Annotated in this window: 18 protein-coding genes; 9 read left to right on the forward strand and 9 right to left on the reverse strand. The window is 38.0% G+C overall.

All coding sequences use genetic code 11. From position 1 onward, the window contains the following. Positions 1-73: 73 nt before the first annotated feature. Positions 74-271 carry a hypothetical protein gene (locus DCS32_RS06585; protein ID WP_108877539.1) on the forward strand — a complete coding sequence of 66 codons (198 nt, stop codon included), beginning with the start codon at positions 74-76 and terminating at the stop codon, positions 269-271. Positions 272-316: 45 nt separating this feature from the next. Here the strand turns inward: DCS32_RS06585 and DCS32_RS06590 are convergent, their stop codons facing one another. From DCS32_RS06590 to trpS, 4 genes are all read right to left on the reverse strand, one after another. Continuing rightward, positions 317-1,249 (reverse strand): alpha/beta fold hydrolase, encoded by a 933-nt coding sequence (locus DCS32_RS06590; RefSeq protein WP_108877540.1) that lies wholly within the window; start codon positions 1,247-1,249, stop codon positions 317-319. A gap of 45 nt (positions 1,250-1,294) precedes the next feature. Further along, positions 1,295-2,056: a UDP-2,3-diacylglucosamine diphosphatase gene (locus DCS32_RS06595; RefSeq protein WP_108879254.1), complete on the reverse strand. Its 762-nt coding sequence runs from the start codon at positions 2,054-2,056 to the stop codon at positions 1,295-1,297. A 6-nt stretch (positions 2,057-2,062) separates the two neighbouring features. Beyond that, on the reverse strand, positions 2,063-2,515 hold the full coding sequence (locus DCS32_RS06600; RefSeq protein ID WP_108877541.1) for a 6-pyruvoyl trahydropterin synthase family protein: 453 nt from the start codon (positions 2,513-2,515) through the stop codon (positions 2,063-2,065). 621 nt (positions 2,516-3,136) lie between these two features. Then, positions 3,137-4,108, reverse strand: coding sequence for a tryptophan--tRNA ligase (gene trpS, locus DCS32_RS06610; RefSeq protein ID WP_108877543.1), 972 nt, complete (start codon positions 4,106-4,108; stop codon positions 3,137-3,139). 70 nt (positions 4,109-4,178) lie between these two features. Between trpS and DCS32_RS06615 the strand changes: the two genes are divergently transcribed. Next, on the forward strand, positions 4,179-4,910 hold the full coding sequence (locus DCS32_RS06615; protein WP_108877544.1) for a lysophospholipid acyltransferase family protein: 732 nt from the start codon (positions 4,179-4,181) through the stop codon (positions 4,908-4,910). A gap of 151 nt (positions 4,911-5,061) precedes the next feature. Here the strand turns inward: DCS32_RS06615 and DCS32_RS06620 are convergent, their stop codons facing one another. The 3 genes from DCS32_RS06620 to recA form a co-directional block, all read right to left on the reverse strand. After that, positions 5,062-6,519, reverse strand: coding sequence for an outer membrane beta-barrel protein (locus DCS32_RS06620; protein WP_108877545.1), 1,458 nt, complete (start codon positions 6,517-6,519; stop codon positions 5,062-5,064). Beyond that, a complete protein-coding gene (locus DCS32_RS06625; protein ID WP_108877546.1) occupies positions 6,519-7,094 on the reverse strand; it encodes an RNA polymerase sigma factor in 576 nt (191 codons plus the stop codon). The genes DCS32_RS06620 and DCS32_RS06625 overlap by 1 nt, the downstream gene beginning before the upstream one ends. A gap of 197 nt (positions 7,095-7,291) precedes the next feature. Next, a complete protein-coding gene (recA, locus tag DCS32_RS06630; RefSeq protein ID WP_013750564.1) occupies positions 7,292-8,299 on the reverse strand; it encodes a recombinase RecA in 1,008 nt (335 codons plus the stop codon). A gap of 404 nt (positions 8,300-8,703) precedes the next feature. Here recA and DCS32_RS06635 point away from each other — a divergent pair, with 404 nt between their 5' ends. The 6 genes from DCS32_RS06635 to DCS32_RS06660 all read left to right on the forward strand — a co-directional run bounded on the left by DCS32_RS06635 (position 8,704) and on the right by DCS32_RS06660 (position 15,674). After that, positions 8,704-9,735: a rhodanese-related sulfurtransferase gene (locus DCS32_RS06635; protein WP_013750563.1), complete on the forward strand. Its 1,032-nt coding sequence runs from the start codon at positions 8,704-8,706 to the stop codon at positions 9,733-9,735. 159 nt (positions 9,736-9,894) lie between these two features. Next, positions 9,895-11,361: a regulatory iron-sulfur-containing complex subunit RicT gene (gene ricT / locus DCS32_RS06640; protein WP_108877547.1), complete on the forward strand. Its 1,467-nt coding sequence runs from the start codon at positions 9,895-9,897 to the stop codon at positions 11,359-11,361. Beyond that, positions 11,354-11,830, forward strand: coding sequence for a gliding motility lipoprotein GldH (locus DCS32_RS06645; RefSeq protein ID WP_013750561.1), 477 nt, complete (start codon positions 11,354-11,356; stop codon positions 11,828-11,830). Before ricT ends, DCS32_RS06645 begins: the two co-directional genes overlap by 8 nt. A gap of 10 nt (positions 11,831-11,840) precedes the next feature. Continuing rightward, positions 11,841-14,171 carry a penicillin-binding protein 1A gene (locus DCS32_RS06650; RefSeq protein WP_108877548.1) on the forward strand — a complete coding sequence of 777 codons (2,331 nt, stop codon included), beginning with the start codon at positions 11,841-11,843 and terminating at the stop codon, positions 14,169-14,171. A 142-nt stretch (positions 14,172-14,313) separates the two neighbouring features. After that, positions 14,314-15,015: a CoA transferase subunit A gene (locus DCS32_RS06655; RefSeq protein ID WP_108877549.1), complete on the forward strand. Its 702-nt coding sequence runs from the start codon at positions 14,314-14,316 to the stop codon at positions 15,013-15,015. Positions 15,016-15,017: 2 nt separating this feature from the next. Next, complete coding sequence (locus DCS32_RS06660) at positions 15,018-15,674, forward strand: CoA transferase subunit B (RefSeq protein ID WP_108877550.1); 657 nt, start codon at positions 15,018-15,020, stop codon at positions 15,672-15,674. Positions 15,675-16,488: 814 nt separating this feature from the next. On the opposite strand, the gene DCS32_RS06665 is transcribed toward DCS32_RS06660, so the two are convergent. Next, positions 16,489-18,177: an ABC transporter ATP-binding protein gene (locus tag DCS32_RS06665; protein WP_108877551.1), complete on the reverse strand. Its 1,689-nt coding sequence runs from the start codon at positions 18,175-18,177 to the stop codon at positions 16,489-16,491. A 358-nt stretch (positions 18,178-18,535) separates the two neighbouring features. On the opposite strand from DCS32_RS06665, the gene DCS32_RS06670 reads away from it, so the two are divergent. Beyond that, positions 18,536-22,504, forward strand: a complete 3,969-nt coding sequence (locus tag DCS32_RS06670; protein WP_108877552.1) for a M36 family metallopeptidase — start codon at positions 18,536-18,538, stop codon at positions 22,502-22,504. Between the two features lie 118 nt (positions 22,505-22,622). Here DCS32_RS06670 and DCS32_RS06675 read toward each other — a convergent pair whose 3' ends face one another. Continuing rightward, a complete protein-coding gene (locus DCS32_RS06675; RefSeq protein ID WP_108877553.1) occupies positions 22,623-22,820 on the reverse strand; it encodes a gliding motility protein GldL in 198 nt (65 codons plus the stop codon). Positions 22,821-22,829: the final 9 nt, after the last annotated feature.

Below are 22,829 nucleotides of genomic sequence, written 5' to 3' on the forward strand. Positions count from 1 at the left end.
AATATGTTAAAAATTTGTGATACGGGTTATTTTTTCTTAAATTTATGTTAACGATTAAGATAAATACACCTCTATGGCAACCACAAAAAAATCAAACAATGAGATATACGAAATCATTGAAGTAGCATTAGTGACCTTTTGTTTGGCCATAGTTATGATTATATTTTACCAGTACAATGATTCAAATGCTATTGAAGAAGCTCACTCATCTTTTGCGAGTTCTATGGACACTTGGGATAAGCAAATAACTGATAGATTTCATATCTATTAAAATGTAAAAACCCCTTTAACTAAAGGGGTTTTTACATTTTGAGAGTTATTTTAAAAAGTCCAAAATAAGCTTGACCACATCTTCGGGCTTTTCCTCTTGAATAAAGTGCTTTGCTTCTATAATATGGAAGTTCTCATCGTTAATTTTTAATTCCTTTTTAAGCCTTTCTTTTTGAGGTTCTATGAGCAAAAAGGAATCATCACCTCCCCATATTACTGCCGTAGGAATATCAAGTTCTTTTATCATATCGCTATAATCTGGCAAGTCATTACAAGTTTGTGTAAAAAAGTAATACATGCCTCTTGTTTTTCCGTTTCTTAGTGGGGTTTTATAGCCAGTAATATCCTCTTTGTTGAGGTTGTTCTCCATCATTCCTGACTTAAAAAGGTTCTTAAGCATCATGTTTGTAGTAATGCCGTTGCGATAACTCCACATTGCGGTGCGTGCTATAAAGCCCTTTTTAAAACGAACAGGAGGCTCAAAGCCTTCTTCGTAAATGATGGTGTTGAGAAGCACTAGTCGCGCTACCTTTGACGGATTTTTCTTTAAAAGTTCCCATGTCCACAAACCACCTGCGTCATGCATAACATGCGTCCAGCTGTCTATATTTAATGATTCCATAAGTGCTAGAAGACGCTTTGCATGATTCTCCTCAGAGTATATCTCATAACCCTTAGGATTATCGCTACTGCCATAGCCTAGCATGTCTGGCACAATCACTCGGTAACCTTGAGCCACAAGTGGGTCAATCATTTTTCTATACAACCATCCAGAAGTAGGAACGCCATGTAATAATAGAATGACTTTCTTGCTATTGCCGCGATCTATATAGGCAATAGTGCCATCACTAGAGGTAAATGTTTTCTGCTCCTTTCTAAAACTATCATAGGTAGTCTGTCCTTCTCTTAAAATCGTAGATTGATAAGGTTTACAAGAAAATAAAGCAAAACCACATAGGGCAATAAGAAGTAAACGCATGGATAAGTATTTGCTTAAAGATAACTAAGCAAGAAGTTTTACATACTATTCCTTCTCAAATTCCTTGAGTTCAAATCCATTTTCATCATATACTCCATAAGTGTAATGATGTATCCAGTCACCTAGATTATAATATGTGGAGCGCTCGCCCACTTGGATAGTCATAGGTAAGTGACGGTGTCCAAAAATAAAAAAATCAAAATGCTCCTTCTCTAGTTTGCGCTTAGCATACGTAGCCAGCCATTCCTGATCTTCGCCTAGAAAAACGTGGTCATCATCACCAGAGATGAGTTTGTTTTTTACAGACATGTATTGAGCAATTTTCATCCCAATATCTGGATGTCCCCATCGAAAAAGCCACTGAAAAAACTTCCCTCTAAACACCTTTTTCATGCGCTTGTAACCCATGTCTCCAGGACCTAATCCATCACCATGACCTAAAAAGAACTTTTTATCATTTATTGTAAAAACTTCTGGATCATGATAAACAGGGATACCTAGCTCATCTTGAAAATAGCCGTTCATCCAGAGATCGTGGTTACCCACGAAAAAGTAAATCTCAATACCTTCGTCACGCATCTCTGCTAGTTTACCTAGTGTGCGCACAAAGCCTTTAGGCACAACAGTCTTATACTCAAACCAAAAATCAAAGAGGTCTCCCATTAAGAAAATAGCCTGTGCGTCCTTGCGTGCCATCTCTAGCCATCGCAAGAATTTACGTTCACGAGGGCGACTTTCTTTCATAGTAGGAGCGCCCAGGTGATTGTCACTTGAGAAATAGATTTTCTTTCCTTTTGGGAGTGTTATTTTCATTTAATCTTGATCTGCAGCGTGCCATTCGGCATAGCTGGTTGCCGTTTCAGACAGGCGTAATGAGTGTAATTTTATACTATCTGGTAAAAATGATTGAATTTTTGCAGCAAAGTCTATCACCATCATTTCACTTGTAGGTTGATAGTCTACTAAAAGTACATCATGACCACGGTCAGAAAGCTCTTTTGCAAGCTCTACGTGCGGTGTATTTTTATTAAAAACGGTAGCGTGATCAAAAACGTTTACAATCTCTCTATTTACAATTTTCTTTAAGTCACCAAAATCGATAACCATTCCCAGCTTTGCGTTGTCCATATCTGTAATAGGTTCTCCTATTACGGTAACGCTAAGTTTGTAACTGTGCCCGTGTACATTCTTGCACTTGCCATCATAGCCATAAAGCGCGTGACCTGTCTCAAAGGTAAACTGTTTTGTAATTCTAATTTTTGACATACTGTATTATTGGTTTTCGCTTTCGCGAAAATTGAAACTTAAACGACCTAACGTCTGTTTCTAAATTTGTTGAACAAAACTACGATAATCAATACAAGTCCCAAGATGAGGAACAAACCGTTACCGCTTAAAAAGCTCATGAAGTCCATAGTTAATTGTTTTTAAGTGTTGAGTTTTTACCTATTTGTATGCTTACATATATTATATAAATCATCCAAAGCACTTGAAATACCTGCAAAAGCCAACTAAGATTATTCAGTGTATTATTTGCAGTTATTATTTCTAGTGAGGCATCCGTAGTTGCTGCTATATAATTTAAATCCTTTATAAAATATATAACTAGAGATAAAGCTAGAATTCCAATTACACTGAACGATAAGTAAATATAATTTGCAAAGTTGTCTTTAAATTTTTTAATGAGACTTCTAACTAGAAAAACGAGACTGAATATCAATACTGCAAATAAAATAAATATTATTCTTTGATCTATTATAAAGTAGGTGTCCCGAACGTTTATATCAAGTGTCTCATTTCCTAAAACACTTAAATCAAAAACTCCAATAGCTAAAAATAAAAATAGCAGTGTGGTTAAAAAGAACAGGTATGTGTTAATTTTTTTCATTAATACCCCACAACCTCTCTTACTCTTTCAAGCACTCCATTTGCTACCTTGGTTGCTTTTTCTGCTCCTACTTTTAATGCGGCATCTATCTCGTTGAGGTTGTCCATATAATAATGGTATTTCTCACGCTGTGTTGCATATCTCTCTATAATCACTTCATAGACAGCCTGCTTTGCGTGACCATAGCCAAAATCTGTGCGTTTATAATTTTGGCGTAAGCGGTCTATTTGTTCTGGTGATGCTAGTAATTTATAAAGGTTAAACACATTACAGCCCTCTGTTTCCATAGGTTCTTCCATAGGAGTGCTGTCTGTTTTAATCCCCATAATTTGCTTGCGTAGCTTCTTGTCTGGTAAGAAGATATCAATAATATTTCCTTTAGACTTAGACATCTTTGCGCCGTCTGTGCCTGGAATATACATAGTTTCTTCATTATGACTAGCTTCTGGTAATACAAAAACTTCCTTGCCGGTAGCTGCATGAAAACGGCTAGCAACATCACGAGTCATTTCTATATGCTGCGCTTGATCTTTCCCCACGGGAACAATCTCTGCATCATACAGCAATATATCTGCCGCCATAAGCATAGGATATGAGAATAATCCGGCGTTTACATCTTCTAAGCGATCTGCTTTGTCCTTAAAACTGTGAGCGAGTGTGAGTCGCTGGTATGGAAAGAAACAGCTCAAATACCAAGTAAGCTCTGTAGTTTGAGGTACATCGCTCTGTCTATAAAATACAGTATTGTTAATGTCAAGACCAAAAGCAAGCCAGGTAGCTGCCGTACTATAGGTATTATGACGGAGCTGTGCGCCGTCTTTTATCTGAGTAAGCGAGTGCATATCTGCAATAAAGAGAAATGCCTCGTTTGCAGGATTATTTGCCATCTCGATGGCAGGGATAATTGCTCCTAATAAATTTCCTAAGTGGGGTGTACCTGTACTTTGTACACCAGTAAGTATTCTTGACATAAAATTAAGTAAAAAGCAAAGTTAAGTTTTTCTGCTCATTGGCTAGAGCTAATTACCTATTTTTGGCACCATGCATTTTTTAAGAAACATAGCGGTTGCTGTTTGGAAAGTATGGTTTTACTTTTTAATGCTTGTGGTGATACTTATTTTATCTCCACTTCTCATTATAAGTATCCTCAAAGAAACGTGGTACGGAATGTTTTTCCGCCTAGCGCAAATATGGGCTCGTACGATTATGTTGCTCATGGGGTTATTTCCAAAGGTAAGTCGTGAAGAGAAGTTTGAGCGAGGCAAAGGGTATATGCTGGTGAGTAATCACACCTCTATGATGGATATTCTGTTAATGCTTCATCTTGCAAAAAGTCCTTTTGTATTTGTAGGTAAAGCAGAGCTGGCAAAGCTGCCATTGTTTGGGTTCTTTTATAAGCGCACTTGTATCTTAGTAGATAGAGGTAATGCGCGCAGTCGCAAGCAAGTATTTGATCAAGCGCAGCGACGCCTTAGTCAGGGTTTTAGTATCTGTATTTTTCCAGAAGGCGGCGTTCCTAACGATTTGGCACTAGTGCTAGATACTTTTAAAGATGGAGCTTTTAGACTCGCAATAGACCATCATCTTCCTATAGTGCCTATTACCTTTTATGATAATAAGAAGCGATTTCCTTACTCATTTTTCAAAGGAATTCCTGGGGTAATGAGAGCAAAGGTGCATCATTTTATTCCTACGATGGAGATGACGCAAGATGATAAGAGAGCTTTGAGAGAGCAAACACGCGAGGTTATCTTACGTGAATTAACTAAGTAGGATGAGACCGCTTTCGCGAAAGCGTTATAAAAAACAAAAGGCTCCGTAACCAGCGGAGCCTTTCTTGTTATCATTGCAAGAGCAACGATTACCTAACCAACTAAAAAACTAATCTAATACCAAGTAAACTACACTTGGTATAGCTTCTTTACTAGAACTTATAGCTTACGCCAGTATATACACCTATGTAATATGGCTGAAAATCTACCACCTTATTATCAAAACTATTGAGTTGATATTTAAGTGAAGGTTCTATATTAAATATGATTTTTTTTGTGAATTTATAGTCTAAACCTACACCTAGGTTTGTTGTAAAACTTACTTCATTTACACCATTTGCAGTACCCAGACTTGTAGTGAGCTGTGATGACTTTAAAACAACATCATTCTCATTTAGAAATAGAGTACTTACTCCTCCTATAAGAGATAGTCCTACACGTTTATCTGAGATCACATAAATAGCTTCAAGCGGTACTTCTACGTAGCTAAGTTGCTGTTGTAGCGAGCCATTTGAAGATACACCTATTCTCGATATCGCGTTATCTGCAGTAAAACTATGTTGAGTAGCGGGATTGTCTAGAATTGCTAACACTTTTGCGTTATCAGTAAAAGAGATGCCTCGCACACTGCGACCTAATCCATTTGTCGAAAATGATATTTCATTAGTATTGTAACTTAAGTCTACGTTGCTCACCCCAGTACGTATCTTAAATTTTGGACTTATAGCATAGCTCACTTGAACTCCATAACTTAAATTCACATCACCAGATTTATCATTATCTGCAAACTGTTTATCTAATCCTGAGCCACCAAAATCTCCATAATAAACAGGTGCGGCTACGGCTCCAACGTCCCAGCGCTTCATTTTTGTATTGTTATCTACTTGAGCAAGTTTGTCTTCTTGTAGGGTTTCTATTTTCTGAGCTTCGTCTATGAGGTTTTTATTAGGGTTGTTTTCCTCTTCTAATGTGGTTACTTGAGCAACTGTATTATTATCTTCTTGTGGAGATACATTATTTTTAACTTTAGCTTTATTTAGATGAAGCTGGCTGTTTGTGTTTCCGGTGTTTAGTTGAGGTGAATTTGCTTGATAAGCAATTGCCCCAGCGTTTTTCTCAGATGTTGCGAGTTTTGCTTTATTTGGACTGTTTTGAGATCCATTTCTAGAGTTATTGTCGTCTCTTCTAGATGCTGGGTTAGCGCTTTTTGGATTTCTTGAGGTCGTGTTGTTTTTTATACTTGAAGTAATTTGAGATTCATCAGCAGTTACGAACTTATTGCCTTCTTCATTATTTTTTGATACTTGAGGAGTAATTGATGTTGTAGCTGTGTTCTCTTCTAAGACTACGTTTTCATCATTTATGATTGGAGTATCTACAATCTGTATATTATTTTGACTAGAAGAGTTGATAAATAAACTACCTAAACCAAAAAGTAAAAGAAGTGCTGCAGCTATACCGCCCAACTTCCACCATAATGGGATGACCTTTTTATCTTCTTTTTCTTTTTGTGCTGCAAGAATATTATTCCACACATGGTCGCTAGGATGCGATTCAAAATCTTTGAATTTCTCTTGGAATAATCTATCTATGTTCTTCTTCTCCTTCATTATTGTATGTGAGATTTGCTTCTGGGGTTAAACTGGCTCATCTCTATTTTTTCTTTCAATATTCCTCGGGCGCGTGCAAGGTTTGATTTTGAAGTACCCTGAGAAATGGTAAGCAATGTTGATATTTCTTTGTGTGAGTGCCCATCCATTACATAAAGGTTAAAAACCATTCTGTATCTATCTGGAAGCTCTTGTATAATCTTAAGTAGGAAATCGAGAGGAATACTTTCTTCTTCTATTTCAACTTCTACCTCCTTTATATTTTCTTCGTTAACTAGATTAAAGACTCCAGGCTTACGGTAGCGCTGTAGCGCAGTATTTATAACAACTCTTTTAAGCCACCCTTCAAACGAACCTTTGTTTTTGTACTGACTTACTTTGTCAAAAATGGTCATAAAGGCATCTTGCAGAATATCTTCTGCTTCTGCATAATTAGGAGCATACTTTAAGCATACAGAAAACAAGACGCTCGAGTAGCGATTGTATAATTCTGCTTGAGCTTTAGGGAGCTTCTTCTTACAGTTCTTTATAAGTTGGTCTTGACTCAACCGGTTGTTTGGTTTTAATGTTCTCATAACAAGATAAGAACAGATATCTATTAAAAGTGCTCATGAGCTACATTATGATATCATTTATGGACGTCTACTCGTATACTTTCTATAAAATTTTACATGGTTAACACTACGTAGATGCTAAAAAAATAAAAAGGTTGCGTTTAAAATACAAAAACCTCCCATAAGGGAGGTTTTTATTATCAATATGATATAATTGCTTACTCGTTAGATAATTTGATTGCTTCGTGAATTTTTGTTTCTAGCTCATCCATGAGGTCTGGATTATCTAGTAACAATGCTTTTACAGCATCACGACCTTGACCTAACTTAGTATCTTGATAGCTAAACCATGATCCAGCTTTCTTTACAATCTCATAGTTTACACCTATGTCAATAATCTCTCCTACTTTTGAGATTCCTTCACCGTACATGATATCAAATTCTGCCATACGGAAAGGTGGTGCAACTTTGTTTTTTACAACTTTAACACGGGTCTTATTACCCATTACATTTGCATTACTATCTTTAATCTGTGTAGAACGACGTATGTCAAGACGTACAGATGCATAAAACTTAAGTGCATTACCACCAGTTGTAGTTTCTGGGTTTCCAAACATTACACCAATTTTCTCACGAAGTTGGTTAATGAAAATCACAGTACAATTAGTCTTGCTAATGGATCCAGTAAGTTTACGAAGTGCTTGAGACATTAAACGAGCGTGAAGTCCCATTTTTGAATCTCCCATCTCACCTTCTATCTCACTTTTAGGAGTAAGTGCAGCAACAGAATCGACTACAACGATATCAATAGCTCCAGAGCGTATAAGGTTGTCTGCGATTTCAAGTGCTTGTTCTCCGTTATCTGGTTGTGATATGATCAAGTTATCAATATCCACACCTAGCTTTTCTGCATAGAAACGATCAAAAGCGTGCTCTGCGTCAATAAATGCCGCAATTCCTCCAGCTTTCTGAGCTTGAGCGATGGCATGTAGCGTTAAGGTGGTTTTACCAGAAGATTCTGGTCCATAGATTTCAATCACACGACCTCTAGGATATCCTCCTACACCTAGAGCAACATCTAGCCCTAGAGAACCCGTTGGTATAGACTCTACATCCACGATAGCTTGATCTCCCATTTTCATCACGGCTCCTTTACCGTAAGTCTTGTCTAGCTTGTCTAGGGTGAGTTTAAGGGCTTTTAATTTTGCATCTTTTTCACTACTCATATCTTCAGTTTTGTATTGTAAATTTAATTGTTAAATAATGGGTAAACAAGGTGCGCTTTCGCGAAAGCGTAATATTTTTAACATAATTCTTGTCGATGATGACGCAACCATTTAATTATTATTGCATCTTAGCAACGAGAATAAGTCTAACGCACACCAAACACATTATTCCCGACGTTTTGTCAAAGATACTAAAATTTGGAATCTTTACTAAAATTAGGAAGGCCACAGCTACAAAGTATTAAACAAATTACGACGACATTAAATAAAATGTAAACCTGAATTAGCCAAAATTCACAAAAAAATGCCCGCAGGATAGACCTCCGGGCATTTTTTGTACCCTTAATTCAAAGACTTATATTTGCCGAAGAAATAATTCTTTTAACTTAAAACGAAGGTATAGCATGCAACTGTACAACAAATTAAGCGCAAAAGAGAGAGCACAACTTATAGAAGAGGCGGGAGAAGAACGCCTTACACTCTCTTTTTACCAGTATCATAAGATTGGAAACCCAGAACTTTTCAGAAACCACCTTTTTGTGGCTTGGGATGAGATGGAAGCCCTGGGACGTATTTATGTGGCAAACGAGGGAATAAATGCCCAGATGTCTGTTCCAGCCAAAAAATTCACAACATTTAAAGCCTTTCTTGACGGAATAAACTTCCTAGAGAATGTACGCCTCAATATTGCGAGAGAGCAAGACGATAAGTCGTTCTTAAAACTCAAAGTAAAAGTGCGTAATAAGATTGTTGCAGATGGACTAGTAGATGAAACTTTTGATGTAACAAACAAAGGAGTTCACGTAGACGCTTCTACTTTTAATGAACTGATAGAAGACGAGAATACAGTACTCGTTGATATGCGTAATCACTATGAGAGTGAAATAGGGCATTTTAAAAATGCAGTCACTCCAGATGTAGATACCTTTAGAGATAGTCTTGATATTATTGAAGAGGATCTAAAAGATCATAAGGAAGATAAAAAACTTGTGATGTACTGTACGGGTGGAATACGTTGTGAGAAGGCAAGTGCTTATTTTAAGCACAAGGGTTTTAAAAATGTTTTCCAGCTAGAAGGAGGAATCATTGAGTATGCTCGCCAGGTAGAAGCAGAGAAGCTTGATAACAAGTTCAAGGGTAAGAATTTTGTGTTTGATCACCGTCGTGGAGAGCGTATCTCAGACGATGTTATCTCAAATTGTCACCAGTGTGGTACTCCTTGCGATGAGCATGTAAACTGTGCAAATGAAGCTTGCCACTTACTTTTTATACAATGTGAGGAATGTGCAAAGGCTAATGAAAACTGCTGCTCTACAGAGTGTGCAGAGATTAATGCACTGCCATACGAAGAGCAAAAGAAATTACGTTCTGGTAAAGGAAATAGTAATAAGATTTTTAAGAAAGGTAGATCAGAAAAGCTGGCTTTTAAGAAGTAATCAATAGAAAAACAATCTGTTGATTTTGATTTTGGAAAAGGCGCTATAGATTACCTATCTTTATCGATAGTTCATTGTGAACATAAATATAACGCGTACACGCGGCTGTTACTCTCTTAACGATTGATATAGAGCGATGTACATTTAAATATACAAAATATGGCATGTGGCAGTTGTGGCACAGGTGAAGACGGATCTCCTAAAGGTTGTAAAAACAATGGAACCTGCGGAACCGACGGATGTAATAAACTTACAGTCTTTGACTGGCTTTCTAATATGTCCCTTCCTGATGGACAAGAAGCTTTTAACTACGTAGAAGTACGTTTTAAAAACGGACGTAAAGATTACTATAAAAACGAAGAAAAAGTTACCCTAAGTATAGGTGATATTGTAGCGACTCAAGCAGAGTCTGGCCACGATATTGGAATGGTAACCCTTACTGGTGAGCTTGTGCGAGTGCAAATGAAGCGCAAGAAAGTAAGGCAAGACACTCCAGAAACGCTTAAGATTTATCGCAAGGCATCACAAAGAGATATAGATATCTGGACTACGGCGCGTGAGAAAGAAGAAAGTATGAAGGTGCGTGCTAGACAGATAGCAATACGTCTAGATCTCCAAATGAAAATATCAGATATTGAGTTTCAAGGAGACGGTTCTAAAGCGACATTTTATTATACGGCAGAAGATCGTGTAGATTTTCGCCAACTCATAAAAGAATTTGCTCAAGATTTTCGTACCCGTATTGAGATGAGACAGATAGGTCTGCGTCAGGAAGCGGCACGTCTAGGTGGTATAGGTTCTTGTGGTCGTGAGCTATGTTGTTCTACATGGTTAACAGATTTTAGATCTGTGACTACGAGCGCTGCTAGATACCAGCAGTTATCACTTAACCCGCAAAAGCTTGCTGGACAATGTGGTAAATTAAAATGCTGTCTTAATTATGAGCTAGATGCTTATATGGATGCGCTCAAAAGTTTTCCAAAAAGTGAGACTAAACTATACACTCAAAAAGGAACTGCAGTTTGCCAGAAAATTGACATTTTTCAAGGGCACTTGTGGTATGCTTACGAGGGAGAATGGATGAACTGGCATAAGCTTACGACAGATCATGCAAATGAAATTATAGCTGCAAATAAGAAGAAAGAGCCGGTTGCAAGCCTAGAAGAATTTGCTGCCGAACTTATTCAGGAGACGGTAATAGACTTCGGTAATGTGGTAGGTCAAGATAGTCTTACTCGTTTTGACAAGCCTAAAACTACAAACAAGCGTCGCAATAATCGCAAAAGAAAACCTGCAGGTAACGGCAATAAGCCTCAAGGAGATAGACCAAAAGCTAAGGATAGAACTCCGAGAAAACCTAATCAAGATGGAGCAAAAGGGCCAAGACCTGTAGCAAAGAAAGGACCAAAACCTCAAGCAAAGGGACCTAGACCAGAAGGCAAAGGCCCAAGACCGGAGGGTAAAGGACCTAGACCTAAAAGCAGAGGGCCAAAGCCGCAAGCTAAGGGAGGAACACCTAAAGATGGAACTAGCCAAAAGCCAATTCAAGAAGGTCAAAAAGCTGGAGGATCAAAGCCTGCAAATAAAAATAAAAGGCGTCCTCAAAAACCAAAACCTAATGCGTAACGTATTACTATTGATACTCATTATTTTATGTGTTTCATGTGATTCAAAACAAGTGTATCATTCATACACGTCGTTAGGTAGCTCATGGAATATTAATGAACCTGTGGTGTTAGAAGTAAACGAGCTGGATAGTGTACCATTGTATAATGCATTCATTACCGTTCGTAATAACAATCAATACCCATACAGTAATCTTTTTTTGATTACAGAGATGCAATTTCCGCAAGGTCGTACGTATACCGATACCCTCGAGTATGAAATGGCAAATCCAGACGGAACGTGGATGGGTACTGGTTTTGGAGATATTAAAGAAAGTAAATTGTTGTATAGAGAAGGAGTACGCTTTCGCGAAAGCGGAACCTACACCTTTACTATAGAGCACGCAGTAAGAAAAAACGGAAACATCGCTGGAGATGCCTATCTAGAAGGAATTACCGAAGTAGGATTACGTATTGAAAAGCAAGAATAAACAGATCATAATGGCAAAACAAACACCTCCAAAAAAAGCTCCAAAAAAAAGCGAAGGAGATTACAGTAAATATATTTCTTGGTTTTGGCGACTATTTGCAGGAGGAGTCACACTGGCAGTACTATTGTTTTTACTAGCGAGTTGGAATGTTTTTGGAACACTCCCCACCTTTGAAGAACTTGAAAACCCAGAAAGCAACCTTGCTACAAAAATCATCTCTGTAGATGGAAAGCAGCTAGGTACTTATTATAATGAAAATAGGACTCCTATTAAATATGATCAATTACCACAAAACCTTGTCGATGCACTAGTCGCAACGGAAGATGAGCGTTATTATGAGCACTCTGGTATAGACTTTAGAGGTACGGCCAGAGCGATGGCTTATCTAGGTAAAAACGGTGGTGCAAGTACAGTAACACAACAGCTTTCTAAGTTGTTATTTTCAAATCCTCCTAGCTCTACGCTAGAGCGTCTTCTGCAGAAGGCAAAAGAGTATGTAATTGCAACAAGGCTAGAACGCCAGTATACAAAGCAAGAAATCATTGCGATGTATCTCAATAAATTTGACTTTCTCTTTAATGCTATTGGTATAAGTTCTGCCGCTCGTATTTACTTTAATAAAGATGTAAAAGATCTTGATTTGCATGAAAGCGCTGTTTTTGTAGCAATGCTTAAGAATCCAAGACAGTATAATCCGTACCGTGAGATATCTAAGGAGAAATCACTAAGAAGGCGCAATCAAGTCTTCAAGCAGATGGAAGTAAACGGAATGATCACTACTGCCGAAAAAGATTCCCTCACAGCATTACCTATGGAAATAAAGTTTACTCCAGAAGGACATGCAGATGGAACGGCAACGTACTTTAGAGAAAACCTTAAGAAATTCATGGCTTCATGGATTAAAGAGAATCCTAAAGGAGAAGATGCAGAGGGTAATACCACGTATTATAATATCTACCGTGACGGCCTTACAATAACGACGACTATTGATTCTCGTATGCAGAAAATGGCAGAAGATGCTGTTGCTGCTCACATGCCAAGGTTGCAAGCCGAGTTTGATAGACAAAACGAGAAAAATAAAACAGCTCCTTTTAGAGATATCGAAGAGGAGGATGTGGAGCGCATTTTTAACAATGCTATAAAAAGCTCATCTCGCTGGCGCAAACTCAAAGCGCAAGGAAAAACAGATGCTGCTATTAGAAAATCATTTGATGTAAAAACAGATATGACCATTTTTACATGGGCAGGAGATGTAGATACATTAATGACTCCGCGTGATTCAATACGTTATTACAAGAAATTCTTACGCACAGGGATGATGTCTATGGTACCTCAAACTGGAGAAGTGCGCGCATGGGTAGGTGGTATTAACATGAACCACTTTCAATATGATCACGTACAATTAGGAAAGCGCCAGGTAGGATCTACCTTTAAGCCTTTCTTATATGCAACAGCCGTAGATCAGCTTAAGATATCTCCTTGTGATACCTTGCCTAATACTATTCACTGTATTGCAGCAGGTAGTCATGGAAATACAAAGCAGTGGTGTCCAGAAAACTCAGGAGGAGAAATGGGTGGCATGATTACTTTGAAAAAAGCACTCGCTGAATCCGTGAATACGGTGTCAGCTAGACTTATAGATAAAGTAGGGCCACAGCCTGTATTAGACTTAGTAAGCAAGCTAGGTATAGATACGAAGGATATTCCAGTAGTACCTTCTATCGCGCTGGGGACAGCAGATTTAAGTGTGTATGAGATGGTATCTGCTTACGGAGCTTTTGCAAATCAAGGGGTGTATGTAAAACCACAGATTGTAAGTACCATACAAGATAAAAATGGAACTATTTTATACCAACATGTTCCAGAAACTAGGGATGTATTAAGTGCAGAGAGTGCTTATGTGACCTTGCAGTTAATGGAAGGAGTTACAAGGTCAGGTTCTGGAGCAAGATTACGTCACACATGGCGTAAAGATGCAATTTATCGCAATGCCGTAACGGGTTATCCATACGGGTTTGATAATGCAATAGCTGGTAAAACGGGTACTACACAAAATCAAAGTGATGGATGGTTTATGGGTATTGTACCTAATCTTGTGACTGGAGTTTGGGTAGGTGGTGATGATCGCGCAGTTCACTTCCCAGGCATAGGTTATGGTCAGGGAGCAACAATGGCATTACCTATCTGGGGAATGTATATGAAAGAAGTATACAAAAATGAGGATCTAGAGATTTCTAAAAGCGAATTTTCAAAACCTGATAACTTAACAATCACAACTAATTGTGATGATTATAAGAGTTCTGGTGTAAGCGACGAGCTGCCTGATGAGCTAGATTTTTAATAGTATAATACAGACATAATTATAAAGAGTGCGAGCAATCGCGCTTTTTTTTTTTGGATTCATTTTTAGATGTTCAATTACGCTTTCGCGAAAGCGTAATTTGATACAAAATCCGTATTTTTAGTACTTATAAACTAAGAATATGATAACAAAGAAAGTGACTGGAGTAGACGCCGCACTAGAAGGTGTTGAAAGTGGAATGACAATGATGCTTGGAGGTTTTGGTCTCAGCGGTATTCCAGAAAATTCTATAGCTAAACTAGTAGCTCTTGACGTTAATAATCTCACCTGTATTTCTAATAATGCCGGAGTGGATGATTTTGGACTCGGGTTGTTGTTACAGAAAAAGCAAATAAAGAAAATGGTTTCTAGTTATGTGGGTGAAAACGCCGAGTTTGAACGCCAGATGCTTAGTGGTGAGCTTGATGTAGAGCTTATACCACAAGGAACCCTTGCAGAGCGATGCAGAGCAGCGCAAGCAGGATTTCCAGCAATATATACACCAGCAGGATACGGAACAGAAGTAGCCGAAGGAAAAGAAACAAGAGAATTTGACGGGAAAATGTATGTGCTAGAACACGCTTTCAAAGCAGATTTTGCTTTTGTAAAGGCATGGAAAGGTGATGCTGCAGGTAACTTAATATTTAAAGGGACTGCAAGAAACTTTAATCCTAATATGTGTGGTGCAGCTACTATAACTGTTGCAGAGGTGGAGGAGCTTGTACCGGTAGGGACACTTGATCCCAATCAAATTCACATCCCAGGGATTTTTGTACAACGTATTTTCCAAGGAGAAACGTATGAAAAGAGAATAGAACAACGCACCGTTAGAACAAGAGACTAATTATGGCTTTAGATAAAAATCAAATTGCACAACGCATTGCAAGAGAAGTACAAGATGGATATTATGTAAACCTAGGTATCGGTATCCCTACGCTTGTTGCAAACTATGTACGTGAAGATATTGACGTAGAGTTTCAAAGTGAGAATGGAGTTTTAGGGATGGGGCCTTTTCCGTATGATGGAGAAGAGGATGCAGATATTATAAATGCTGGAAAGCAGACCATTACAACCTTGCCAGGAGCAAGTTTTTTTGATAGTGCTACTAGCTTTAGTATGATACGTGGTAAACATGTAGACCTTACCATTCTAGGTGCTATGGAAGTTGCAGAAAATGGTGATATCGCAAACTGGAAAATCCCAGGTAAAATGGTAAAAGGTATGGGAGGAGCAATGGATCTCGTTGCAAGTGCAGAGAATATTATTGTAGCCATGATGCATACTAATCGCGCAGGAGAATCAAAACTTTTAAAAAAATGTAGCCTGCCACTTACTGGTGTAGGATGTGTAAAAAAGATTGTAAGTAACCTTGCTGTGTTAGAAGTCACTGAAGATGGCTTTAAACTACTCGAGAGAGCTCCAGGAGTATCTGTAGAAGAGATTCAAGCAGCAACCGAGGGAACATTAATCGTAGATGGTGATATCCCAGAAATGAAGTTTTAATCTACTTCAATCTAGTAAAACATAGTCTCCAATTATCTTATAAACCATTAAAAGTGGTTTTGAGATAGTTGGAGATTTTTCTTTTAAATAAACCTTGTAGTCATATTTTCTTCTTAAGATCACACAGGTTTTAAGCACCTGGCGAGTTATTTTCTCCTCAAAAACAATCCTTTGTCTTGTGGATGAGCATATAGATGTTTTAATAATAAATATACTTGATTTAAAACGCTTCCCTCAAGATAGTTTTAATGAGCCTTATATGGCTATTCTTTAGTTGTTAAAAATGTAGAGCGCTTTCTCCTTGATTTTGCACAAATAGAGAATATTCTTACAATTTATATGGTGTTTTATTTACATAAATCAAAAGAGAGGTTTCTTAGCTTAAATTCGAAAACACCAATTAAAGACGTTTAAAAACTTAATATTTCGATGAAATACACAATAATTTAACATTTCGATAAATTTTCTTAATCAAAACCCTTGCAGATGTGTAATTTTATAGTACTTTAGCAGTCCCCCAAATCAAGTAATTGATTTCGATTAAATGCTAAGTAAGTTCGTTAACGAGCGTAGTAATTTAGTTTTATAGTATGACTTAAACGTATAAGAGTGTTTTAAGTTATGATTTGTTAGAAATCCGCGGGGGGAGCCCTGCGGATTTTGTTTTAAACCTCATTTGCTTTTCATCCCTACTATGGAAAAAATAACAAACTCCACGAGATCATTTGTCTCTGGTGTAAAACATGCTGCAGATTTTACTACAAATTGTGCTAGGCTAGCAAAGAAGGTATTTCTATTTATGATCTAGTAACCCTTACATTCCTTTTGGAATGGCATGAATAAGTCTTTGAGTATACTCCTTTTCTGGATGCTCATAAATATGATCTGCATCACCCATTTCTTCTATTTTACCTTTATTCATAATCACTAGCTGATCAGACATGTATTTTACTACCGCAAGATCATGCGATATAAAAATGTAGGTAAAGCCAAAATCTTTCTTAAGTTCATTAAGTAAATTAAGTACTTGTGCTTGTACAGATATATCTAGCGCACTTACAGACTCATCACAAATAATTAATTTAGGATTTACGGCAATAGTACGAGCAATCCCTATGCGTTGTCGCTGCCCCCCAGAAAACTCATGAGGATAACGATCATAATGCGATGCTTCTAGACCCACTCGTTCTAACAATTCTAGCACGCGCTTTTTTCTCATAGCTTTAGAATCATAAAGTTTATGGACTTCCATAGGCTCTATGATAGCCTGGCCTACAGTAAGCCTTGGATTGAGAGAGGCAAAGGGATCTTGAAAAATGATTTGTATTTCCTTTCTTAAACTTCTCAGTGCTGCTCCACGCATTTCATTAATAGCCATTCCTTTGTACAAAATGGTTCCTGCAGTCGCTTTATCTAATTGCAAGATGGCATTTCCCAGGGTAGATTTACCACAACCAGACTCGCCTACAAGACCTAAGGTTTCTCCTTCATAAATGGAAAATGAAACATCATCTACAGCTTTAAAGGCAATATCTTCAGCGAAGATGCCGGCACTAGAAAAGTATGTTTTTTCTACATTAATAACCTCTAGTAAAGGTGGCTGTGCATACAGATTTTTTAGATGTTCGGCTCTTTCGGATGTTGTTTCGGCTTCAGATAGTGGTTTTTTATCTAGGTAATCTTTTATAGTGGGTAACATTTTAAGGCGCTCATCTAGAGACGGTCTCGCACTTAATAATGCTTTTGTGTACTCATGTTGTGGATTTGAAAATAACGCTTTCGCGAAAGCGTACTCAACAATATCTCCCTTGTACATTACAGCAACTCTGTCTGCTATCTCGCTTACCAAGGAAAGGTCGTGAGAAATGAAAATAATACTCATCTGATTTTCTAACTGCAATTCCTTAAGTAATACTATAATCTCTTGCTGAACGGTAACATCTAGGGCAGTAGTGGGCTCATCTGCAATCAGGATTTTAGGTTTACAAGCGATAGCCATCGCAATCATTACGCGCTGTTTTTGACCTCCAGAAATCTCATGAGGATAGGCGCTATAAATCTTCTCTACAGTAGGTAGTTTCACCTTTTCAAATAAGCGCAGCGTTTCTTCTTTGGCAGATTTTCGGTTGAGTGAAGTATGTTGTAAAAGAATTTCTACTACTTGCTCACCGCATCGCATTGACGGATTGAGACTACTCATAGGCTCTTGAAAAATCATGGAGATTTCATTACCTCGTATTTTCTGAAAATCCTTTTCTTTCGTTTCTAGCAATGATTGATTTTCAAAAACGATGGAGCCCTCAATAAGCGTATTTTTCTTAGGTAAAAGTCCTAGAATAGCAAGTGATGACACACTCTTTCCGGATCCGGACTCACCCACAATGGCCAGAATTTCATTTTTATAAAGATCAAACGAAATATTATGTATTACTTCTTGTACTTCTCCTTGCTGTTTAAAGGATATAGATAGTTGGTTTACAGTAAGGATTTTTTGTGGCTGCATACTTCAAAAATACGATTTCTTACGGTCTGTTTTTATAAGGACTCATCGCAATTTTTAGCACAAAAGCGAGCATGATTTGAGACTTTTTATGATTAGGGATTGTCATAGTATTTCAAAACATTATTAAATCCATTCGGGTATAGAAAACATCTAGTTCTTGTTTAAGGATTCATTCAGTTCTTCATACAAACCGTATTTCTTAAAAAAATCTTAAAAAATTTTGTGTAGTTCATCGAAAAGATTATGATTTCTTTAATGAAATGACGTCATTTACTAGGTAAGCATATAGTTTTAGCCAATTTTTTGCTATAAAATATATTTTATTAAGATTTCCCTATAATTAATTTAAAACTACAGTATGAAGAAAATCTACTCCTTTTTCCTAATGACTTTTCTATTAGGAACCACCGTTTATGCACAGACCAGTGTGGACGGAATCGTCCAAAATTATCTAAGTAGCAATGCGGAAGAAGTTGGCTTAAAGTCTACAGACGTTGCTCAATGGAAGATTACAGATATCGTACCTTCTCTTAATCCTGAAATACAGCACGTTTATGTAAAACAAATGTATCAAGGTATTCCAGTACAAAACGGAACATACAAACTCACCGTAAGAGATGGTAAAGTAACCTACGAGATCAACCAGTTTGCAAAGGATGTTGCTCAAAAAGCAGCTGGAGCATCACTTTCATTAACGCCAGAAAACGCAATCTTGAAGGTTGTAAATGCTCATAGTCTTAAGACACCAAGCAATCTAGGAGTTACAAAATCTTCTGGTAACCTTCTTGAATATGCAAACTCTGGAATAAGCCTTGAGCCAATTAAGGTAGAAAAAACATACCTAGCAATAGGTGATAAGATGCATCTCACTTGGAATGTATCTCTTTATCAACTTGATGCCCAGCACTGGTGGAATGTAAATGTAGATGCATCTACAGGGGAAATTCTTAAAACTACAGACTGGGTAATTTCTTGTTCTTTTGAAGATCCTAATCATAAAGAGCATGGTCATACAACTACAGAAGAGCCAGAAGTAGTAAATTATGGACCAGTTAAAGCAACAGAAGCTACTTATGCAGCTGCTGCAGTAGGAGGAGGTTCTTATAATGTTTTCCCGCTAGGGGTTGAAAGTCCTAGTCACGGTAATCGTGTGGTAGTAACAGATCCAGCAAATGCTAATGCTTCTCCTTATGGATGGCACGACACAAACGGATCTGCTGGTGCAGAGTTTACAACAACGCGTGGTAATAATGTACTTGCGCAAGATGATACTAATGGTAATAATGGAACAGGTACAAGTCCTAATGGAGGAAGTGCTCTTAATTTTGACTTTAGCCTTAATTTAAATAACACTCCATCTACTTTCTTACCAGCAGCTACTACAAACTTATTTTACTGGAATAATATCATGCATGATGTATGGTACCAATATGGATTTACAGAGGCAGCAGGTAATTTTCAAGAGAATAACTATGGTAAAGGTGGTGCGGGAAGTGATTCTGTAAATGCAGATGCTCAAGACGGTAGTGATAGTAATAATGCAAACTTTGCAACTCCACCAGATGGTCAAAACCCTAGAATGCAAATGTTTTTATTCACAAATCCTACCCGTGATGGTGATTTTGATAACGTAATTATTGCACATGAGTACGGTCATGGTATTTCTACACGTCTCGTAGGAGGTCCTGGTACTAATGCTCTTGGTGGATCTGAGCAAATGGGTGAAGGATGGTCAGACTGGCTAGGTATGGTAATGACTATACGTCCAGGAGATACGAGAGATACTGCTAGAGGAGTAGGAACCTATGCAATAGCACAACCTACAACTGGTCCAGGAATACGCCCTACGAGATATTCTACAGATCTTGCTGTAAATGGAACAACTTATAATGATGTACCTAATCTAGTAGCTCCACACGGAGTAGGATACGGATTTGCTACAATCCTTTGGGATATGACTTGGGATTTAATAGATGAGAAAGGGTATGATCCTAATCAATACAGTGGTAATGGTGGTAATAATATTGCAATGTCACTTGTAATAGAGGGACTTAAAAATACAGCTAATAATCCAGGGTATGTTTCTGGTCGTAATGGAATTCTTCAAGCAGATCAAGATCTTTATGGAGGTCAATACAACTGTTTGATATGGGATGCTTTTGCTAGACGTGGAGTAGGTGTAGATGCTGTTGAAAATAGTAATGGAGGAACAAATACTAAAACTGACCAAGTTACATCATTCGCGAGTGGATGTTCTGGACCACCAGCACCAGTATCTTGTAGTGCTACAGTAGCAGCCTTCCCTTATGCAGAAGGTTTTGAAAATACCATAGGATCTTGGTCTCAAGATACTTCTGATAATATTGACTGGACAGTAAACTCTTCTGGAACACCATCTAGTGATACGGGACCAGCAGCTGCAAATGAAGGATCATTTTACATTTATGTAGAAGCATCTGGGGACGGAGCAGGGTTTCCAACAAAAACAGCTATTTTAAATTCTCCTTGTTTTGACCTATCAAGTGTAAGCGCAGCAGAGGCGACATTTAGTTATCAAATGACAGGTAATGCTGTAGGAACTGTGCGTCTTGAAGCAAGAGATGATACTTCTCAAACTTGGGATGAATTATGGGTACAATCAGGAGATAAAGGAGCGGCATGGCTTGATGCAACAGTAAGTCTTGCGGCTTATGATGGAGCGACGCAATTGCGTTTCCGTGCTACTACTGGAACTTCTTGGCAAGGTGATATTGCTATTGACGGCTTTGCAATTGATGGTACTGCTCCGGCAGATACTCAAGCACCTACCGCGCCTACTAATCTTGCAGTAACAGATGTTACTACAACATCTGTAGCCTTATCATGGACCGCAGCTACAGATAATGTAGCAGTAACAGCATATGACGTGTTCCAAGGAACTAATAACCTAGGAGAAGTAACAGCTACTTCGGCAAATATTACAGGTTTAGTAGAAGGAACTACCTATCAATTTACGGTTCGCGCCAAAGATGAAGCAGGTAATATCTCAGGAAATAGCAATACCGTAACTGCGACAACAGAAACTACTGCACCACCTAGTGGATGTGTAGGTACAGCAAGTGCTCCATATAGTGAGAGTTTTGAGTCAGGACTAGGTCAGTGGTCACAAGCTACAGGAGATGATATAAACTGGACACGTGATGCGTCAGGAACGCCATCTAATAATACGGGTCCAAGTTCTGGAGCAGATGGATCTTTCTACTTATATGTAGAAGCGTCAGGTAATGGAGCAGGTTTCCCTAACAAAAGAGCGATTATAAACTCACCTTGTTTTGATCTAACAGGAGAAACAGAAGCAAACTTTACATTTGATTATCACATGTTTGGATCTACAGACGGTGGCCGTATAGATCTTGAAGCAAGTGCAGATGGAGGAACGACATGGACAAGCCTATGGAACCAAACTGGAAACCAAGGTAACCAGTGGAATGCAGTAACAATCAATCTTGATGGATACACTGGCGGGACAGTGCAATTACGTTTCAACCGTATTACTGGTGGTACATGGGAATCTGATGTTGCTATAGATAATGTAGCACTATCTACCGGAGCTGGCGGAGGTGATACAGGTGCACCATCTGGATACTGTGCATCAAACGGAAATAGTGTTAGTGACGAGTACATACAACGTGTACAGATTGGAAGCATTAATAATGCAACCGGAGCATCCGCTGGAGGTTATGGAGATTTTACAAACCTTTCTACAACACTAGGAAGTAGTAATACAATCACAATTACTCCAAGATGGACTGGAACTGTATATAATGAAGGGTATGCAGTATTTGTAGACTGGAACCGTGATGGAGATTTTACAGATGCAGGAGAAACCGTATACACGAGAGCTGCAACATCTGCTACTCCTATTACGGGAACATTTAGCGTGCCTTCTGGAGCATCTCAAGGAGCAACGAGAATGAGAGTTTCTATGAAGTATAACGGGATCCCTACAGCTTGTGAGAGCTTCCAGTATGGAGAAGTAGAGGATTATATTGTAAATGTGGTAAGTAGTGCTGGATTTGGAGCAAATGATGCTCAGAGCAGTCTAACCGAAGCATCAGGAAGTGGAGAATTCTCCATATTCCCTAATCCTGTAACTCGTGGAGAACTTTCAATTAACTTAAACGGTACAGAAGCAACCGCCGTGACTATCTATAATCTATTAGGTCAGGTAGTACACAAAGGTAATTTTGAAAACACACTTGATGTTTCAAGATTAGAGACTGGTGTTTATATTCTTGAAGTGGAAACAGCAACTACAAAAATGGTAAAACGTTTTATTAAGAAATAGTATTTGTTTCTTAATGTAGTGGATCATAAAAATCCCGATATCAATTTGATATCGGGATTTTTCTTTGTGAATAATTACGCTTTCGCGAAAGCGTACTCAGCTTAATAAGACAACATTATTACTTATTAAGAAATTTCTTAAATTCTTCTGTAGTATATATTTTCCAGATACCTATAATCCCAGCGATAACTTGTAAAAACGTGCCGCCACTTAATAATTCTGGTGCTAAAGGCCAGTGCATAACCTTAAATAGCGCACCTAACACAGTGCAGATAAGACCTAAAATAAATATGGTTAAAATATGTTTTACCTTCATGATGAGTAG

Origin of the sequence: Dokdonia sp. Dokd-P16, from assembly GCF_003095655.1 — a bacterium.
Taxonomy (GTDB): Bacteria; Bacteroidota; Bacteroidia; order Flavobacteriales; family Flavobacteriaceae; genus Dokdonia.

Bases quoted from the DNA above. Each gene is read 5' to 3' on its own strand.
- DCS32_RS06665 (WP_108877551.1), bottom strand. From the start codon at position 18,177: ATGCAGCCACAAAAAATCCTTACTGTAAACCAACTATCTATATCCTTT.
- DCS32_RS06600 (WP_108877541.1), bottom strand. From the start codon at position 2,515: ATGTCAAAAATTAGAATTACAAAACAGTTTACCTTTGAGACAGGTCAC.
- DCS32_RS06660 (WP_108877550.1), top strand. From the start codon at position 15,018: ATGGCTTTAGATAAAAATCAAATTGCACAACGCATTGCAAGAGAAGTA.
- ricT (WP_108877547.1), top strand. From the start codon at position 9,895: ATGGCATGTGGCAGTTGTGGCACAGGTGAAGACGGATCTCCTAAAGGT.
- DCS32_RS06615 (WP_108877544.1), top strand. From the start codon at position 4,179: ATGCATTTTTTAAGAAACATAGCGGTTGCTGTTTGGAAAGTATGGTTT.
- DCS32_RS06670 (WP_108877552.1), top strand. From the start codon at position 18,536: ATGAAGAAAATCTACTCCTTTTTCCTAATGACTTTTCTATTAGGAACC.
- recA (WP_013750564.1), bottom strand. From the start codon at position 8,299: ATGAGTAGTGAAAAAGATGCAAAATTAAAAGCCCTTAAACTCACCCTA.
- DCS32_RS06590 (WP_108877540.1), bottom strand. From the start codon at position 1,249: ATGCGTTTACTTCTTATTGCCCTATGTGGTTTTGCTTTATTTTCTTGT.
- DCS32_RS06645 (WP_013750561.1), top strand. From the start codon at position 11,354: ATGCGTAACGTATTACTATTGATACTCATTATTTTATGTGTTTCATGT.
- DCS32_RS06585 (WP_108877539.1), top strand. From the start codon at position 74: ATGGCAACCACAAAAAAATCAAACAATGAGATATACGAAATCATTGAA.
- DCS32_RS06635 (WP_013750563.1), top strand. From the start codon at position 8,704: ATGCAACTGTACAACAAATTAAGCGCAAAAGAGAGAGCACAACTTATA.
- DCS32_RS06655 (WP_108877549.1), top strand. From the start codon at position 14,314: ATGATAACAAAGAAAGTGACTGGAGTAGACGCCGCACTAGAAGGTGTT.
- DCS32_RS06675 (WP_108877553.1), bottom strand. From the start codon at position 22,820: ATGAAGGTAAAACATATTTTAACCATATTTATTTTAGGTCTTATCTGC.
- DCS32_RS06650 (WP_108877548.1), top strand. From the start codon at position 11,841: ATGGCAAAACAAACACCTCCAAAAAAAGCTCCAAAAAAAAGCGAAGGA.
- DCS32_RS06625 (WP_108877546.1), bottom strand. From the start codon at position 7,094: ATGAGAACATTAAAACCAAACAACCGGTTGAGTCAAGACCAACTTATA.
- trpS (WP_108877543.1), bottom strand. From the start codon at position 4,108: ATGTCAAGAATACTTACTGGTGTACAAAGTACAGGTACACCCCACTTA.
- DCS32_RS06620 (WP_108877545.1), bottom strand. From the start codon at position 6,519: ATGAAGGAGAAGAAGAACATAGATAGATTATTCCAAGAGAAATTCAAA.